Annotated in this window: 15 protein-coding genes and 1 pseudogene; 4 read left to right on the plus strand and 12 right to left on the minus strand. The window is 51.1% G+C overall.

The genetic code is table 11. The annotated features are described in order from the left end of the window. Window positions 1-641 precede the first annotated feature (641 nt). From ACCI51_RS19470 to ACCI51_RS08310, 4 genes and pseudogenes are all read right to left on the minus strand, one after another. A pseudogene (locus ACCI51_RS19470) lies at window positions 642-2,198 on the minus strand (IS1182 family transposase). A 205-nt stretch (window positions 2,199-2,403) separates the two neighbouring features. Next, on the minus strand, window positions 2,404-2,838 hold the full coding sequence (locus ACCI51_RS08300; RefSeq protein WP_299589579.1) for a hypothetical protein: 435 nt from the start codon (window positions 2,836-2,838) through the stop codon (window positions 2,404-2,406). 129 nt (window positions 2,839-2,967) lie between these two features. Next, window positions 2,968-3,486: a hypothetical protein gene (locus tag ACCI51_RS08305; RefSeq protein ID WP_299589574.1), complete on the minus strand. Its 519-nt coding sequence runs from the start codon at window positions 3,484-3,486 to the stop codon at window positions 2,968-2,970. A 488-nt stretch (window positions 3,487-3,974) separates the two neighbouring features. Next, window positions 3,975-4,205 carry a hypothetical protein gene (locus ACCI51_RS08310; protein WP_143732312.1) on the minus strand — a complete coding sequence of 77 codons (231 nt, stop codon included), beginning with the start codon at window positions 4,203-4,205 and terminating at the stop codon, window positions 3,975-3,977. Between the two features lie 326 nt (window positions 4,206-4,531). Here ACCI51_RS08310 and ACCI51_RS08315 point away from each other — a divergent pair, with 326 nt between their 5' ends. Continuing rightward, window positions 4,532-5,599, plus strand: coding sequence for an integron integrase (locus ACCI51_RS08315; protein ID WP_371843263.1), 1,068 nt, complete (start codon window positions 4,532-4,534; stop codon window positions 5,597-5,599). A gap of 79 nt (window positions 5,600-5,678) precedes the next feature. Here the strand turns inward: ACCI51_RS08315 and aroC are convergent, their stop codons facing one another. Together aroC and prmB are read right to left on the minus strand one after the other, a co-directional pair. Beyond that, window positions 5,679-6,755, minus strand: coding sequence for a chorismate synthase (gene aroC, locus ACCI51_RS08320; protein WP_299588626.1), 1,077 nt, complete (start codon window positions 6,753-6,755; stop codon window positions 5,679-5,681). Window positions 6,756-6,932: 177 nt separating this feature from the next. After that, window positions 6,933-7,856, minus strand: a complete 924-nt coding sequence (gene prmB / locus ACCI51_RS08325; RefSeq protein WP_299588623.1) for a 50S ribosomal protein L3 N(5)-glutamine methyltransferase — start codon at window positions 7,854-7,856, stop codon at window positions 6,933-6,935. A 118-nt stretch (window positions 7,857-7,974) separates the two neighbouring features. Between prmB and folE the strand changes: the two genes are divergently transcribed. Then, window positions 7,975-8,514, plus strand: a complete 540-nt coding sequence (gene folE, locus ACCI51_RS08330; RefSeq protein ID WP_299588620.1) for a GTP cyclohydrolase I FolE — start codon at window positions 7,975-7,977, stop codon at window positions 8,512-8,514. A 65-nt stretch (window positions 8,515-8,579) separates the two neighbouring features. Beyond that, entirely contained in the window at window positions 8,580-8,924 is a 345-nt protein-coding gene (locus ACCI51_RS08335) for a 5-carboxymethyl-2-hydroxymuconate Delta-isomerase (protein WP_299588616.1), read from the plus strand. A 16-nt stretch (window positions 8,925-8,940) separates the two neighbouring features. On the opposite strand, the gene ACCI51_RS08340 is transcribed toward ACCI51_RS08335, so the two are convergent. Beyond that, a complete protein-coding gene (locus ACCI51_RS08340; protein WP_371843264.1) occupies window positions 8,941-9,810 on the minus strand; it encodes an alpha/beta fold hydrolase in 870 nt (289 codons plus the stop codon). On the opposite strand from ACCI51_RS08340, the gene ACCI51_RS08345 reads away from it, so the two are divergent. Then, window positions 9,809-9,967: a hypothetical protein gene (locus tag ACCI51_RS08345; RefSeq protein ID WP_371843265.1), complete on the plus strand. Its 159-nt coding sequence runs from the start codon at window positions 9,809-9,811 to the stop codon at window positions 9,965-9,967. The two genes, ACCI51_RS08340 and ACCI51_RS08345, sit on opposite strands and share 2 nt — an antisense overlap. Here ACCI51_RS08345 and sixA read toward each other — a convergent pair. From sixA to ACCI51_RS08370, 5 genes are all read right to left on the minus strand, one after another. Further along, complete coding sequence (sixA, locus tag ACCI51_RS08350; RefSeq protein WP_371843266.1) at window positions 9,950-10,408, minus strand: phosphohistidine phosphatase SixA; 459 nt, start codon at window positions 10,406-10,408, stop codon at window positions 9,950-9,952. The genes ACCI51_RS08345 and sixA overlap by 18 nt on opposite strands. A gap of 32 nt (window positions 10,409-10,440) precedes the next feature. Then, complete coding sequence (locus tag ACCI51_RS08355) at window positions 10,441-10,971, minus strand: DUF4389 domain-containing protein (RefSeq protein WP_371843267.1); 531 nt, start codon at window positions 10,969-10,971, stop codon at window positions 10,441-10,443. Between the two features lie 12 nt (window positions 10,972-10,983). Next, window positions 10,984-12,015, minus strand: a complete 1,032-nt coding sequence (locus ACCI51_RS08360) for an NAD(P)H-dependent glycerol-3-phosphate dehydrogenase (protein ID WP_299588600.1) — start codon at window positions 12,013-12,015, stop codon at window positions 10,984-10,986. Window positions 12,016-12,275: 260 nt separating this feature from the next. Then, window positions 12,276-14,192, minus strand: a complete 1,917-nt coding sequence (gene htpG, locus ACCI51_RS08365; protein ID WP_299588598.1) for a molecular chaperone HtpG — start codon at window positions 14,190-14,192, stop codon at window positions 12,276-12,278. A gap of 240 nt (window positions 14,193-14,432) precedes the next feature. Continuing rightward, window positions 14,433-15,674 carry a serine hydrolase domain-containing protein gene (locus tag ACCI51_RS08370; RefSeq protein WP_371843268.1) on the minus strand — a complete coding sequence of 414 codons (1,242 nt, stop codon included), beginning with the start codon at window positions 15,672-15,674 and terminating at the stop codon, window positions 14,433-14,435. Window positions 15,675-15,788: the final 114 nt, after the last annotated feature.

Raw genomic sequence — 15,788 nt, forward strand, 5'->3', positions numbered from 1 at the left:
GCGAGCAGATGGCAACCGCCCCCGCCATCGATAATAACCCGATCTTGAGACTTCTAAACACCGACACATCAAGCTAACCGGGAATGACCCTACATGCTCTTGCATCAGTGGGTACTTTACTCTTGGTGGTTTGCAAAGTACACAGCTGCCTTTTTTAGAAATTCAACCTCCTGACGAGCTTCATGCAGTTCCTTCTTGAGCTTGTGAACTTCAGCGCTTTCCTGTTTGGAATAGTCAACGCCGTCTAAACTATTAAAATGCTTATCAGACAGTCGATTAAATTAACGACGCCAGTTGTAGATCTGCTGTGGCTGACGCCTAGCTCTCGCACCACAGAAGCCGTTGTTGCTACAGGCTTTTCCGCTCACTTAACTGCTTCTCTGCGGAATTCCTCCGTATACGCCTGAGTTCTTTTCTTACCCATGATACACCTCCGTGTTAGGCCGAAATCTAACTATACAGGGTGTCTACTAAACGTGGGTAAGTCTTACTCCTAACGAGGCTGTAGAAAAATAGTTTTAGAAAAAGCTATCACTCCTCAGACCCCTCTAATTAAAATTTCGGGCTAAATTTAGCTATACTACCAAATTCCTTTCATTGTATTAAATTTAGGCGCCTTGATGCCCTTAATTTATCCTCAGTCAGTGGATACTGCCATATCTCATCAACTTTTCAATGTTATGTACCAAGCAGAACATCTGCCATTGTCCCTGAACCTTACTTTTCCCTCGTAGCGAGAAGCGATTCAATCGTTTGTTGGTACCAATGCTCCCAAATACCGGCTCAACAACAGACATTCGATGCCCATAAATGGTCTTGCCCTCTATACTATCAACCCGTTTTTTCATCCAGTCCGTGGCTGTCCGTCCGTTTGTCCAAGTGAGGGATACTTGCCTTCCGTGTCCTTTTCGAGAGCCGGCAGAATCTGGGTTTCGCATACATTGGTTTTTAAGACTGCATTCCCTGCAGTCAGTGAGGCGCCCTTCGAACAATAGCTTTTTCTTACCTTCACTGACATGCTCTTCTTTTAACAAGAGCATGGATTTTCCTGCCGGACAGATGCAGGTTTTCTTTTTCTTGTTGAATATAAATTCACTAGCCGGGAAAGTCTGCTTAGCACTATCTCTACCTTTTTGATTACGCTTTCCATACTTAGTTTTTTGCTTGGCAAAAGCTTTATCACGTGAACGGAATTTATTGCCAGGTATGTAGGCATTGATGCCGTTTTCTCGCAGGTAGCTGTAGTTAGCATCGTTGGAGAATCCAGTATCAGCAGTAATAATGACCTGTTTGGCCAAGATGGCTTCATCTATTCCTATATTCTGATAATGGCAACTGATGCCATCGAGAATAGGCTTCAGTGCATGATGTTCTTGCCCCTCTCCAAAGGCCTGTGCTTCAACAACCATCTGGTGCTTCCTATCAACTGCGGCAACACCGTTATAGCCCTGAATGGTTCCCTTACTGGTAGTCATCTTGGCTGATTCATTGTCCGTGATATTACTTTTTACCTCTTTAGGGTTTTTACCTTGCCCCATCCTGGGAGAGTGATTCTTTAAGAACTGATCAATTTTATCAAAGTGTTTCTGCAGAGTATCAGCCGCTTTAGCTACTGCTTGCTTTCGCTCTTTTTCTTTAGGTTTCCTGCCATCAAGCCTCTTGTGCTCTTTGAGGCAATGTTTGATCTTCTTGCGAATCTTTTCCTACTTCTGTTCTAGCTCTTTAAAAGTCCCCGAATGTTCTTTGCTGGCATTGGATGGCATCTTGCATCCATCTATTGCGAAAAGTTCGTTGCCAAGCAGCCCCTGCTGATCGCAGACCAGTAACACTTGCTCAAACACCGACTCAATCGCATCAGGATAACTGCTTACGAAACCCGCAATACTAGTAAAATGCGGAACGGTATCGCATGACAGTGCTTTGAAGAGGATATTGTTCTCACATTGCCATTGAATTTCACGGCTCGAAGTAATGCCTTTTGAGTAAGCAAACAATATGATTTTCAGGAGGATAGCTGGATCATAAGCGGTTCGCCCGCCGCTATCATTTTGATATTTTTTATGGAAGACAGAGAGATCGATATGGTCATCAATCAGATGATGAAGCGTAAACTCAAAGGTTTCAGGTTGTAGTTGTTCTTCGAAATTGATGACGACCATTGCATTTTGGTTGTAATCGTAACGTTTGAAATTGGGCATATGGATAATCTCGACATCAAGACCTCCATTTTAACAAAAAAGCTACCTTTTAAGAGTTTTTCTACAGCCTGAACGCCGCCGGCAGGGGCAGCTTACCTTGTGCGCGTTTTGCGCAATAATGGGAGCGAAGCGACCTGTGCAAAACGTGTACAAGGTAAGCTGTCCCGCGGAGGGCCGCAGGCCCGGAGCAAACTGCCCGGCCTTGTTAGCATTCTTGGGCCTCGACTTTTGGCTCTTCTTTTTTTGAAATTTTATTGCTATAGGATTCTAAGGCTGGGCAGGCTCGTAGGCCCAGGAAAAGATAGACCAAACCACCCACATAACCAATTGTGCCAAAGGTAGGTATTATGTTCTGAATACATAAACCTAATACAACAAATATAAGTGCTTTAAATATGTAATGGATTCCGAAAAAGGAGCCCATACTCAGAACCGTAGATATTTGCTTGATGTCTTGAGACTCCAGCGCGGCTATGATGATCCTATCCCGCATGTCGACTTCATGCCTATGACGACCGAGCAGTGACTGAGAAATTTTTGTTATCTTTTGACCAAGATGCAACACAAGCCAAAAAAGTCCTGATCCAATGGCACCCTGTACTATTGCGGGCCAGCTTAGAATTTGATTAACGATATCCATTATGGTCTCTTCGGAATGCTAACGTCGCGCTCAGCCGCAGCTTACTTTGGGCATATTATGTGCAAAAATGGGAGCGACAGCGACCGCGCAAAATATGCACAAAGTAAGATGTCGGTCTGCAGCGCTTTGTTATGGCTGAACGATATCAATTGTACCCATGCCATCCACTACTTCATTAACTTTGTGCAAATTTTCTGAACTTGGCTTTAAAACAAAAGCGGGCCTGCATGGGTCTTGTAGTATTCTGTATTTTACAGCTTTTGATCCAATAGAATAAGGTTGATTCGCCAGCACAGCTGATGGCAACGCCTCCCCCTTAACAGCAACAAGGTATCTACCTTGCTCGAAATTCTCAGGCATATAACTGTAATCCTGCCAGAACGCATCCAATTCATATTCTTTATCATCACCTAGAAGATAACTTTCAACCTCAAAAGAAATTAACGAATATGAAGCCGTCTTTGCCACCGGGTTTCTATCAAAATAAATGAACTTAGATACATGACCAATAAAAATTGCGTCAGCATTTTCAATGTAGTCAAAATCAAGAGGTTCAGGAAATAAACAGGCTTTCACTGAACTTGAGCCCGTAGAGGCCAACAAAAACAATGAAAAAATTAATAATTTAGAATTTTTCATACTAGCCATCAATGGTTAACTCTGAGCCATAACGAAATAGATATGCGGAACCGTTAAGAAAGTTGGCAGTGCCTTTGCATAAGCAAAGGGAATGACAACTTTTAGGTTTCCATATCATCGGGTTGTTATTTGTTGCTCGTGGCACTGTGTACAAATTCACTACAAATATCTTTCTTTTACTGTCTACCACGATTCGGAGAGAAAAATTAGCAGCACTAGGTTCGCGGCCTTGCTTCGAAGCGGCTGCGCCGTCCGCATCAACTTCGTTATGCGAGCGTCGCTGAAGCTTCGAAGCTTACACGAAGGTCGAACCGTTGACTATGGGCTTTCCCGCCAATACTGTTTTTTTATACAGCAAGCTAATAATCACCTGCTATTCTTAACTGAACCCGCGCAAAACCGGAGCGAGCGACCAATAACGCCTTTGTAATGGGCCGCGTTGTGGCGAAGCCACGCTTTTAGCGGTCCAGCCCGAAGGGCGATCGTTGACAAACTTGTTATGTGTTTTTGATACTAAGCTGCGCATTAACACTACCATCCATAACTTTTTGAATAGCCTCTTCCCACTCTTTCTGAACTGCTGGGTCAGCTGATCCACCATCGCTAAGTAGTGACATGCTACCGAGTAAGCCGCCAACATCGTCAGACTTTGTTGCTTGGTAGTACTCATCTAGAAATGCGTACATCGCCAAGAAAGCCTGTTCTTTTGTTAGTTTAGAATCGCTCATTTTATCTCTGACACATAACAGTGTATTCAAAAGCAGCTGCATTATATCACCCTGCAACCTATCCCAAGATTAAAAATTCACCAAAGCAGGAAAAATATACAAATCAAGGAGTTAGCTATCGCTGACATAGAAATACTCTAGTGGATATATTGCAACTGCATCATATCTTGATATTTTGTTGCTTTTAATCACAGATGTAAATCCTTCAGAATCAATGATTTAACGCTCATGCTACCGTGGATATGAGCAGCTGCTTTTAATCTTCAATATTGACAATACAGAAAAACAGCAAATACTGTATATAAAAACAGCCTAAAGAAAGCGTCATGGATGATATACGCCCTAAGCTACCTACTAAGCCAGAACGTTTTATGGATATTTTGCGTCAGCATATTCGCAAACAAGGACTATCGTACCGAACGGAGCAAACTTACACGCATTGGATAAAACGATTTATTCATTTTAATCGATTGAAACACCCTGCAGGCATGGGCTCGGCTGAGGTTGAGGCGTTCCTTACCCACCTCACTGTTCAGGGACTTTGCGCATCCAATACACAAAGAGTGGCCTTGAACGCTATTGCCTATCTCTACAAGCAGTTCTTAGGTAAGGAAATCCCAGACTTGAATTTTAAACTTGTCAAGAAGCAACGGCGGCTGCCTATTGTTTATAGTCGTGAGGAAGTGGCCGCGGTTCTTAGTCATTTACAGGGCGTCTTCAGATTACAGATTGAGCTGATGTATGGCTCAGGACTTCGTAGTGCCGAACTATTATCTCTCCGAATAAAAGATTTGGATTTTGGTAGCAACAATATTTTTGTGCGCGGCGGAAAAGGAAATAAGGATCAAACTACTCTTCTTCCGAAGGGAATAATCCAGGATCTACAACGTCAAGTTAAGTATGTATCTCTTCTTCATCAACAAGATTTACTGGCCGGCTACGGTTTGGTTTTCCTACCGGATGCACTCGATCGAAAATGCCCATATGCTGCCAAACAACTCGCTTGGCAATACCTGTTTCCTGCTAACACTATCAGTAAATGCCCTCGATCAGGTATCTACCGAAGGCACCATATGCACTCGTCCACATTAACGCGCCAAGTAAATACCGCTGTGGGTAAGGCAGGAATCAACAAACCAGCACGCTGCCATGCATTCCGGCATAGCTTTGCCACACACTTACTTGAAACCGGGTACGATCTACGCACTATTCAGGAGCTACTTGGGCATTCGGATGTGAGCACTACGGAAATTTATACGCATGTAGTGAATCGAGGTAATAAGGGGGTTTTAAGCCCCTCTGACCGCCTTCGCGGCCAGCATAAAATTGAGCCAATATATAGCTGGCTTTACCAGGCTGGAAAAACTGAGTATGCGCTCTTTGCGATAACTTAGAATTTTTTCAGATTAAGGGCTTGGCGAGCCTCCGAACTCCTGAGGAATTTCTGAACAGCTACCTTATCCGCCCCCCATTTTATCCTGGTGTTACATCTCCATTCTGGCCTCGGTGACGCAGGACGTGGTCGATGAGGACCAGGGCCATCATGGCTTCGGCGATGGGTGTCGCACGAATACCGACACAGGGATCGTGGCGACCTTTGGTGACCACCTCGATAGCATTGCCGGAACGATCAACACTACGGCCGGGGATACGCAGGCTAGAGGTGGGCTTCAGAGCGATATGGGCAACAATATCCTGGCCACTGGAAATACCGCCGAGAATGCCACCGGCATTGTTGGAAAGGAAACCTTCTCCCGGAGTGATTTCATCGCGGTGTTCGGTGCCCTTCTGCGCTACGCTGTCAAAACCGGCTCCAATTTCCACTCCCTTTACCGCGTTGATACTCATCAGTCCGTGGGCCAGATCTGCATCTAGGCGATCGAAAATCGGTTCACCCAGACCAGCGGGCACTGCGCGGGCATGAACTGAAATACGGGCACCGATGGAGTTACCCTCCTTAATCAGTTCCTGCATATAGGCTTCCATTTCAGGCACTCGCTCGGCATCTGGGCAGAAGAAGGGGTTCCTCTCCACTTGATCCCAGTCCAGTTTTTGCACCTTAATCGGCCCCAACTGAGAGAGATAGCCGCGCACCTCAATCCCGTATTTCTGTTTTAACCATTTTTTCGCAATAGCTCCAGCAGCAACACGCATTGCGGTTTCTCGCGCGGACGAGCGGCCGCCACCGCGATAGTCGCGGATACCGTATTTTTGCCAATAGGTATAATCGGCATGCGCCGGGCGGACCTGTTCGGCGATATTGCCGTAATCCTTAGAGCGCTGGTCAGTATTTTCAATCACTAAACCGATAGGCGTGCCGGTGGTTTTCCCCTCGAAGACGCCGGACAGAATTTTTACCTGGTCCGGTTCACGGCGCTGAGTAGTATAACGAGAGGTGCCAGGTTTGCGACGATCCAGCTCCACCTGGAGCTCCTCTTCACTAATCTCCAGCCCCGGGGGGCATCCATCGACGATACAGCCCAAAGCTGGGCCATGGCTCTCGCCAAAAGTTGTGACGCAAAACAGCTTGCCAAAGGTGTTGCCCGACATATGCGACTTTCCCAGATAATAGTTGGTGGATTTGCAGCGGTTGGCTTCGCGGAAAGCCGCGCATTATAAAGGATCTGCTTGCAGCGCGCGCCAGGTAGGGCAAAAAGCACAATCGCTACTTGCAAGTGGCTTTAACTGTGAATCCGACAATACTATTTGCCGGATTCACAAAAGAAATTACTCTTTTTCGAAGTGAGCTTGGTAAGCGAGCAGCTCTTCGCGGCTGATCACGAACACTCCGTGCCCGCCATCCTCAAACTCCGGCCACATAAACGGCACTTCTGGGAACGCCTCCTCCAAAGCTTCCCAGCTATTGCCCACCTCGCAGACCAGTAAGCCTTCCGGCTGCAGGTGATTGGCCGCCTCGAGTAACAAGCGGCGGGTAAAGTCGAGGCCGTCCTCTCCAGAACCCAGCGCTATCTCCGGCTCCGCTTGGTATTCATCCGGCATCTCCGCCAAATCGCGCGCGTCCACATAAGGTGGATTGCACACAATCAGTTCATAGCTGAAGCCCTTCAAGCCACTGAAAAGATCGGATTGCACTGCGCGCACACGTTCGTTGAGGTCGTGGCGATTGATATTGATCTGGGCAACTTCGATAGCGCCCGCAGAAATATCACTCAGATCCACCCTTGCACCGGGAAATGCTTCGGCACAGGCAATACCGATACAGCCACTTCCACAGCACAGATCGAGAATTGCCAGCGGCTCCACATTGAGCCAGGGTTCAAAATTGTGGCGGATCATTTCCCCGATAGGCGAGCGCGGCACCAGCACCCGCTCATCCACGTAAAATGTCATATCACAAAAATGCGCTTCATGAGTGAGATAAGCCGCCGGTGCGCGCTCATTAAAACGGCGCTCAAGCAGTGTGAGCACGTCTCGGCGCTCCTCCATGGTCAAGCGCGCGTGTAATATTTCCGGCTTGCTGTAGGGCGGCAAATGCAACGCATGGGTTACCAGTAATACCGCCTCATCCCAGGCATTGTCGGTGCCGTGGCCATACCAGAGGCCAACCTCGCTGAAACGACTAGCGCCCCAGCGGATATAGTCCAAAACCGTGGTCAGCTCGTGCAGGCTGGATTCACGCCTTTCTATCATTGAAACTATCCTTAAGTGCTATGGATCTCATTAGGGTCCGCGCGGATCTTTACTCTCGGGTTACAAACGCTTAGGGTAGCGCACCCGCCCCTCGGGCTGAGATGTTGGAAAGAGCAGCATGAACGAACACTACGCACGAATTATTGAAGCAATCGGCGAGGATCTGCAACGCCCCGGACTCAAAGATACCCCGGAGCGTGCAGCCAAGGCCATGCAATACCTGACCCGCGGCTATAAGCAATCCCTAGAAGAGGTAGTTGGCGATGCGCTCTTCCCCACCGATTGCAGCGAAATGGTGCTGGTTAAGGATATCGAACTCTACTCCCTGTGCGAGCATCACCTGCTGCCATTTATCGGCCGCGCTCATATAGCCTATATTCCCAATGGCAAGGTTGTCGGCCTTTCCAAGGTGGCGCGTATTGTCGATATGTTCGCGCGCCGCTTGCAAATCCAGGAGCAGCTCACTGTAGAGATTGCCCAAACCCTGCAAGATGTCACCGGTGCCGCCGATGTCGGCGTTATTATCGAGGCCAAGCATATGTGCATGATGATGCGCGGTGTAGAAAAGCAGAACTCCGTGATGAAGACCTCGGCCATGCTGGGTACCTTCCGCAGCAACCAGGCTACTCGCAACGAATTCCTTTCCCTGATTCGCTAGTAACAAGATCCGCTCAACAGCACGGTGCGGCCTCTGGGCCGCCTAGTTTCACAGAGTGAATTGCCATGCCCCACCTAGTCATCGAATACGCAAAAAACCTGGAAGATAGAATTTCTGTTGCCGCTCTGGTTAGCTCGGCACAAGAGGCAATGCACAGCTCCGGGCTGTTCGCCTCACACACTATCAAAACCCGCGCTAAAGCCTACGACCAGTTTATCGCTGGGGAACATGGCGACAGCTTTATTCACGCGGAAATCCGCTTACTGGCAGGTCGCGGCGCTAAGGAGCGGGAAACGCTGAGTTCGGCAGTGTTTAATTGCCTGTGCCAATTTGCCGATGGCGTACCGGCAGTCTCTGTGGAAGTGCGTGAGATGGATCCCAGCTGCTACTCCAAAAGAGTGCCTTTCTAGGGGGTACTAGCAGGCCCTAGGCGACGTCACCACGCAGAAAGGGGCCGAACCACTCGGCGATGCCTTCAGCGCCCTCTTCCATGTGCAAATGATGGCTGCCGGGCATTTCCCGCGCCTCGATATTTTTATAGCCCGCCAATACCGGGCGCAGCCGTTCGATCATATTGGCAATCCCCCCTTCCGCCAGCACCAGGCGTACCGGCATACTCAGGCGAGACAGGAAAGCGCGCACCTGAGCCTCATTGAGTTTGGCGGTAGACGCAGCCATCAGGCGCGGGTCATTACTCCAGGTATAACCACCCTCCAGCGGAAGGGTGCCGCGCTCTGCTAGAGCGCGCGCCGCCCGCTCCGATAATGGGAACATACCGTTCTTGCGCGCCTCTACCGCCGCCACAAATGTAGGGTAAATTTTTGCTCTGCGCTGGCTGTAGCGCACGCGCTGGGCGATAGCCTTAGCGAGATTATCCGGCGCCTCGGCATCCTTCGCCGCCGGGGGCACCAGGCCGTCAATCAGGGCTAGGCGCTTGACCCGCTTAGGGAAAGTTCCGGCGGTGATCACACTGGCAATCGCTCCGCGAGAGTGGGCGAGCAAAGAAAAGTTGTGCCAGCCCAAGGCCTCGGAAATACCGATAATATCCTCAGCCTCTTCCCAGATGTTGTAGTTGGCATGGGGAGAGCGGTGATAGCTGCGCCCATGGCCGGCCATATCCACTGCCACCAAATTAATGCCGTTAAGCAATGGCGCCAGGCGATCAAAGCTGGCGCAATTGTCCAACCAGCCGTGCAGAGCCAGCACCGGCTCACCGCCCCCCTCGCCCCACTGCCTCGCGGCAATGGTCTTGCTGTCAAACTCCAGACTGATTTCGCGGGGGGCGATTTGCATCATGCGCGCTGATTCCATAAAAAACGTTGGGGAACAGATGGTGCAAGCCCAGGGGTTAACGGGCAATGACACTAAGCGCCACCGCGGTGGGGATTTGAGAGCAAACACCGAGCCGGCGGTGGCTACAAGCAGCGCAGGCTGGCTACTCGGCGTGCTGTAACCACTTCAGCTCGGCACAACTGTTGGCCCACACCTCTGACTGGACGCAGGCGAGGCTGGAAGTGCCCATAGAATGCTGGTTTCCACTACCACACAAACCATTGAGCAAACTGCCAACCAGCGGCTGGTGGCTCACTAATAAAATGGGGAAATTATCGGGCCCCTGCTCTTGCAAAAGGTCGAGCAGCTGCTGAGGATCGCTATCACCGATTAATAGGGGCTCTGTGATCACAGGCAGCCCCAAGTGCGCGGAGACAATATCCGCTGTTTGCTGAGTACGTACAAACGGACTCGCCCAAATAGCGCCTACCGAGGACAACTCCTGTACGCGCTTTTTACATACCTGCGCCACCTGCCGACGCCCTCGCTCCGTGAGCGCGCGTGCGGCATCATTAGTAGCCATGGGCTCGGCCTTGCCGTGGCGCAGGATAAACAGTTGCATCAGCTTGCCCTCAGCAAGAGATTCTCAGTCCACTAATACTTATCGCCGCGTTCGCCGGATTCACCCTGCTCGTCGGATGAAGTGCGAGAGGATTTATCGGCACTCTCCTCCACCAACTCCGGTTTGTCATTCCGTTCAACGGTATCGCTGCCGAGAATAATCGCATCCTCAGCCTCTTCCTCTTTGGGGGCGCTTTTTTTCTCGACTGAATCATCGTTACCAGTGGCGACCACTTCCACAGGAACCTCTTCCGCGCCCTCATAGCGAGACAGATCATCCTCCACATCCGACTCGGGCCACTCGGCAAAGGGGAAGGGTTTTTCCTCGGAGTTGTAAATTAAAAACTGCACAGCCTGGTAGATATAGGAAGCCAGCTGGTCGCCGAAGCGGCGCAAGTTATCATTGGGGTTGCCGGCAATGATTGAAAACAGAAACTGCAACACCACTACCGCCAGCAGCAACCAGCCGGCTATCTGCAGACAGATGCCGAACAGCACCATATAAATCAGCCGCACCCACTGATTCCCGGAAGTCAGGTTGCGTTTTAAATCATCATTTTTCATAGAAGGCTTCCATCAAGGCTTGGCCGAGTAGGCCACATCAAAGGTTTGTGCGCCCGACATTAAATTGCGAATTACCTCAGGAATCGGCCGCTCTTCAAATAATATGGCGTGAATCGCGGAAACCAAGGGCATGTACACGCCCATTTCATCCGCTTTCTTTTTAATGAGACGTACCGTGTTAACCCCTTCGGCAACCTGACCGATTTCTGCGACAGCTCGATCCAGCGGCTTACCTTTACCCACCAGGTAGCCCACGCGGTAATTGCGGCTCAGATCGGAGGAGCAGGTCAGAATTAAATCTCCAACCCCGGCGAGGCCGATGAAGGTCATAGGATCGGCCCCCATCGCTTCGGCAAACCGCATCATCTCCGCGAGTGAACGGGTGATCAACAGGCTGATGGTGTTCTGCCCGCGATCCAAAGCCGCCGCCATACCCGTGATAATCGCATAAATATTTTTCAGGGCGCCAGCCAGCTCCACACCAAATACATCGTTACTGGAGTAAACCCGGAAGGTCTCAGAGTGCAGGGCGACCTGGATATCCTTGCACAGGGCCTCATCCTCACTCGCAACCACCGTAGCAGTGTAATGACCCGCAACCACCTCTTTGGCAAAGTTCGGCCCACTCAATACCCCCACGCGCATTCCCGTAGTCTCTTCACGCAGGATATCGCTCATCAGGTGAAAACTATCGTGTTCAATCCCCTTGGTGGTAGAGATCAGCATAGTGCCGGGTTTCAGCAGGGGAGCCACCCGGCGAACCACCTCGCGGAAGGATTTACTGGGGATAGCGACAAATATAATGTTGCAACCTTGCACCGCTTCCTGCAGGTCGCTACTGATACAAAGCTCGGGATGTAGAGCCACTCCGGGCAAATACTTGCTGTTTTCGCGGTTTTCCCTACAGGCTTCCGCACTCTCCGAATCTCGCATCCACTGACGGGTGTCGTGGCCATTGCTCGCCACAATGTTGGCAATGGCCGTACCGAAACTACCACCGCCCAATACGGCTATGGAGAAGGGATTGGAAGTTTCCTTTTGCATATTGATACCGATAAAGCTTCTCGAGGGCTGGATTATAGAGGTATGACCCCCTCAGCCCAAAGGGTTCAAGTTGCGGTAATTTGCACGCAATTTTGCAAAATAATACGGAAAAAACAGAAAACGGCCCACTGCCACTATCAACCGAACCGGAAAGCCGGCGGGTCGATACAGCAGGGGCCGCACATCAGAAGCACGCTTGCCCCGCAGGGTTTTAGCGCACAGGGCTCACAGGGTGAGCCCGCGAAGTTTCAATGAATTCCCTAGTCGTGCATTTCCAGTAACAGGGTATTCAAGCGACGCACATAGTCAGCCGGGTCTAGCAGCTGATTACCCGCGGCCAGATTGGCCTGATCCATCAAGATATTAGTGAGATCGGCAAAGCGATCTTCATCCTGCTCCTGATCCAGGCGCTGCACCAGCGGGTGCGATGGGTTGAGTTCAAAAATTGGCTTAGCCTCCGGCACAGCCTGACCGGCCTGCTCGAGAATACGGCGCATCTGCGGCCCCATATCCTGCTCGCTCACCACCAGGCAGGCCGGTGAATCCACCAAACGAGTTGTAGCGCGCACGGATTCAACGCGGCCGTCGAGCACGGTCTGTACCCGCTCAACCAAGGCACCGGACTCCTTCTCAACCTTTTCGCGCTCAGCCTTGTCCTCATCACTTTCGGCTTCGCCCAAGTCCAGCGCACCCTTGGCCACATCCTGGAAGGGCTTGCCGTCAAACTCGTTCATATGGCCGACAAACCACTCATCCACCTGATCGGTTAGCAGCAGGACCTCGATCCCCTTCTTGCGGAAAACTTCCAGATAAGGGCTGGACTTGGCTGTGGCGAAGTTATCAGCGCACACATAGTAGATCGCCTTCTGGCCATCTTTCATACGTCCCACGTAATCTTCCAGGGACTGGTCCTGCTTGTCGGTATCGGCATGCGTGGTAGCGAAACGCAGCAGTTTGGCGACCTTCTCTTTATTGGAGAAGTCCTCTGCCGGCCCCTCTTTCAGCACATTGCCGAACAGATCCCAGAATTTCTGGTACTCATCGCCATCCTTTTTCGCCAGCTTATCGAGCATGTCCAGCACACGCTTAGTCAGAGCGTTTTTGATTGCATCGGTATTGCGGTCTTTCTGCAGGATTTCGCGAGAAACGTTCAGCGGCAGATCATTGGAATCCAGTACGCCCTTCACAAAGCGCAGGTACAGCGGCAGGAATTGCTCTGCGTCGTCCATGATAAAGGTGCGCTGCACATACAGCTTGAGGCCGCGGGCGGCATCGCGCTGGTACAGGTCGAACGGTGCGCGGGCGGGAATATACAGCAGGCTGGTGTAATCCTGCTTGCCTTCCACACGATTGTGGCTCCAGATAAGCGGATCATCGAAATCGTGAGAAATATGCTTGTAGAACTCCTTGTACTCCTCGGCCTTCAGCTCGGAGCGCGGGCGGGTCCACAGGGCCTGGGCAGCGTTGACCGCTTCAAATTCAGGCGCTTTCTCTTCTTTCTGCTCCTCACCCTCAGCAGCGGGCACTTCCTCTTTCAGCATCTGCACCGGGATGGCGATATGATCGGAGTACTTCTTGATAATAGAGCGCAGGCGCCAGCCATCGGCAAATTCTTTCGCGTCTTCTTTCAGGTGCAGCACCACACGGGTACCGCGCTGGGGCACGTCAGTAGTTTCCACGGAATATTCCGCTTCCCCATGACACTCCCAGTGTACGCCCTGATCGGCTTCGAGGCCGGCGCGACGGGTAAATACATCGACTTTGTCAGCGACAATAAAGGCGGAGTAGAAACCCACACCAAACTGGCCGATCAGATGTGCGTCTTTCTTCTGGTCGCCGGACAGTTGCTGCATAAACGCAGAGGTGCCCGAGCGGGCGATGGTGCCGAGGTTTTCGATCACCTCATCGCGGCTCATACCAATACCGTTATCGGCAATGGTCAGGGTGCCCGCGTCTTTGTCAAACTCAATACGAATGCGCAGATCCGTATCATCACCAAATAATTCAGGGCTGGACAGCGCCTCAAAGCGCAGCTTATCGGCAGCATCGGAGGCATTGGATACCAGCTCGCGCAGGAAAATCTCCTTGTTGGAGTAGAGCGAGTGGATCATCAGGTGCAGCAGTTGCTTGGCTTCTGTCTGGAACCCGCGGCTCTCTTTGTGGGCCTCAACGGTCATCTTAGGTCTCCCATACACGTCAATCGGAACAGGGAGCAGATATTGGGACCCGCTGGCGGGTTTCAAGGGCGGAGTGAAAATGGAGCGGTATTCAGGCTAGCCTGAAATATGTCTTAGCACGCTCTAGCGCTGAGCCGCACGCAACCCAACGTCGGCTCATCAGGGCTGTGCAGGCCATCAAACGATCGCGGTACAGAGTGGAACCCGCCTGAGAACCCTTTCGGGCGGGCCATAGATATGTCAGCGTTTTCCGCTTGAGCGCTTGCTGCTGGCCTTGCTGCTGGCCTTGCTGCTGGCTTTGAGCGTACCGGTATTGCCCTTACCGGTAATATCGATCACAAAGTTGGCGGTAAGATCAGAAATCACACGGGATTCCGCATTCATTAGGATTGCGATTCCAATCTTCAGTTTCTCCGAGTAGGCCACCGCCGCGCGAAATCCCGCTACCCAACCACCGTGATAGATAATACGGTCATCTCCGATGGTGTAGAGCCGCCAGCCCAGACCGTAACCCGCATGGGATAGATAATCCCGCCAGATGCGATGGCGCATATGGCGCTGGGTGGATACCCGTTCGGTGGTCATATCCTCAATCACCGCGGGAGACAGCACTTTGGGGTAGTAACCCATCTGCGCTTTCAACCACTGGGCCATATCGGAGATGCTGGCATTGACACCCGCCGCCGGAGCGGCGAAGTAATACTCTTTCTCAACCTTCACCGGACGCCAGCCGCTGCCAGTCTGCACGTGGGGTGCGGCGCGGTTGTCCGAGGCCATAAAGCTCTCCCACCCCACCGAAGCATTCTGCATTTTCAGCGGCACAAAAATACGTGTCTTAAGCTGCCGGGCAAACGTCACCCCGGTAGCCCCGAAAATCACATCCTCAATCAGGCTGAACAGCACATTCTGATAGCCATAGCACTTTCCAGGGCTGCAGCGCGGATCGATGTTAGCGAACTTCGGCAATATCTTACTGAGAGGTTTATTGTCCTCAAGATAATTGTCGTAAGCGTTGGGGGTCAGGCCCGAGGAGTGGCTGAGTAAGTGCTCCACCTGCAGCTGACGCGATAGAGACGGTGTCTTGAAACTGAGGTCCGGCACATAGTTGACGACCTTGTCATCCCAGCCGAATTGGTTTTCATGCTCCAGCATGGTGGCCATACTCGCGGCAAAGGTCTTGGAGACCGAGGCCAGGCGAAACACCGTATCGAGATCCACCTTGCCCTTCTTACCGCGTATGCGCACGCCATAGGTGTCCATAGCGACCACCCGGTTGCCATCGACAATGACATAGGCACCGCCAGGGATCGACTTACTGGCCATCATCTGGCGGAAGTAGCGATCAAACGCCTTGGCCCTGGCGTCAATGTTGACCGCTCGCGCAGGCAACGCCAGGCTGCACAAAAGCAGCAGTGAAAGAATAATACGCGCCATCCCGGCACGTGGGTGATAGACAATATTTGAGAGAATTGCAGGTCTCATAAGCAAATCGAGCCGCCATAGCAATCCGGTACTTGCAGATAAGACTAGCAGTCGGCGGGCAAAAACTCTATTTAGGCGCCACTCAGGACTGACTGCTGAATTCTAGTCGCTTAC

The sequence above is a fragment of the Microbulbifer echini genome (assembly GCF_041447225.1).
Lineage (GTDB): Bacteria > Pseudomonadota > Gammaproteobacteria > Pseudomonadales > Cellvibrionaceae > Microbulbifer > Microbulbifer echini.

What these genes read in the sequence shown, in the direction of transcription:
- ACCI51_RS08300 (WP_299589579.1), bottom strand. Translation starts at nt 2,838, where the DNA reads ATGGATATCGTTAATCAAATTCTAAGCTGGCCCGCAATAGTACAGGGT.
- ACCI51_RS08305 (WP_299589574.1), bottom strand. Translation starts at nt 3,486, where the DNA reads ATGGCTAGTATGAAAAATTCTAAATTATTAATTTTTTCATTGTTTTTG.
- ACCI51_RS08310 (WP_143732312.1), bottom strand. Translation starts at nt 4,205, where the DNA reads ATGAGCGATTCTAAACTAACAAAAGAACAGGCTTTCTTGGCGATGTAC.
- ACCI51_RS08315 (WP_371843263.1), top strand. Translation starts at nt 4,532, where the DNA reads ATGGATGATATACGCCCTAAGCTACCTACTAAGCCAGAACGTTTTATG.
- aroC (WP_299588626.1), bottom strand. Translation starts at nt 6,755, where the DNA reads ATGTCGGGCAACACCTTTGGCAAGCTGTTTTGCGTCACAACTTTTGGC.
- prmB (WP_299588623.1), bottom strand. Translation starts at nt 7,856, where the DNA reads ATGATAGAAAGGCGTGAATCCAGCCTGCACGAGCTGACCACGGTTTTG.
- folE (WP_299588620.1), top strand. Translation starts at nt 7,975, where the DNA reads ATGAACGAACACTACGCACGAATTATTGAAGCAATCGGCGAGGATCTG.
- ACCI51_RS08335 (WP_299588616.1), top strand. Translation starts at nt 8,580, where the DNA reads ATGCCCCACCTAGTCATCGAATACGCAAAAAACCTGGAAGATAGAATT.
- ACCI51_RS08345 (WP_371843265.1), top strand. Translation starts at nt 9,809, where the DNA reads ATGCGCGCTGATTCCATAAAAAACGTTGGGGAACAGATGGTGCAAGCC.
- ACCI51_RS08340 (WP_371843264.1), bottom strand. Translation starts at nt 9,810, where the DNA reads ATGATGCAAATCGCCCCCCGCGAAATCAGTCTGGAGTTTGACAGCAAG.
- sixA (WP_371843266.1), bottom strand. Translation starts at nt 10,408, where the DNA reads ATGCAACTGTTTATCCTGCGCCACGGCAAGGCCGAGCCCATGGCTACT.
- ACCI51_RS08355 (WP_371843267.1), bottom strand. Translation starts at nt 10,971, where the DNA reads ATGAAAAATGATGATTTAAAACGCAACCTGACTTCCGGGAATCAGTGG.
- ACCI51_RS08360 (WP_299588600.1), bottom strand. Translation starts at nt 12,015, where the DNA reads ATGCAAAAGGAAACTTCCAATCCCTTCTCCATAGCCGTATTGGGCGGT.
- htpG (WP_299588598.1), bottom strand. Translation starts at nt 14,192, where the DNA reads ATGACCGTTGAGGCCCACAAAGAGAGCCGCGGGTTCCAGACAGAAGCC.
- ACCI51_RS08370 (WP_371843268.1), bottom strand. Translation starts at nt 15,674, where the DNA reads ATGAGACCTGCAATTCTCTCAAATATTGTCTATCACCCACGTGCCGGG.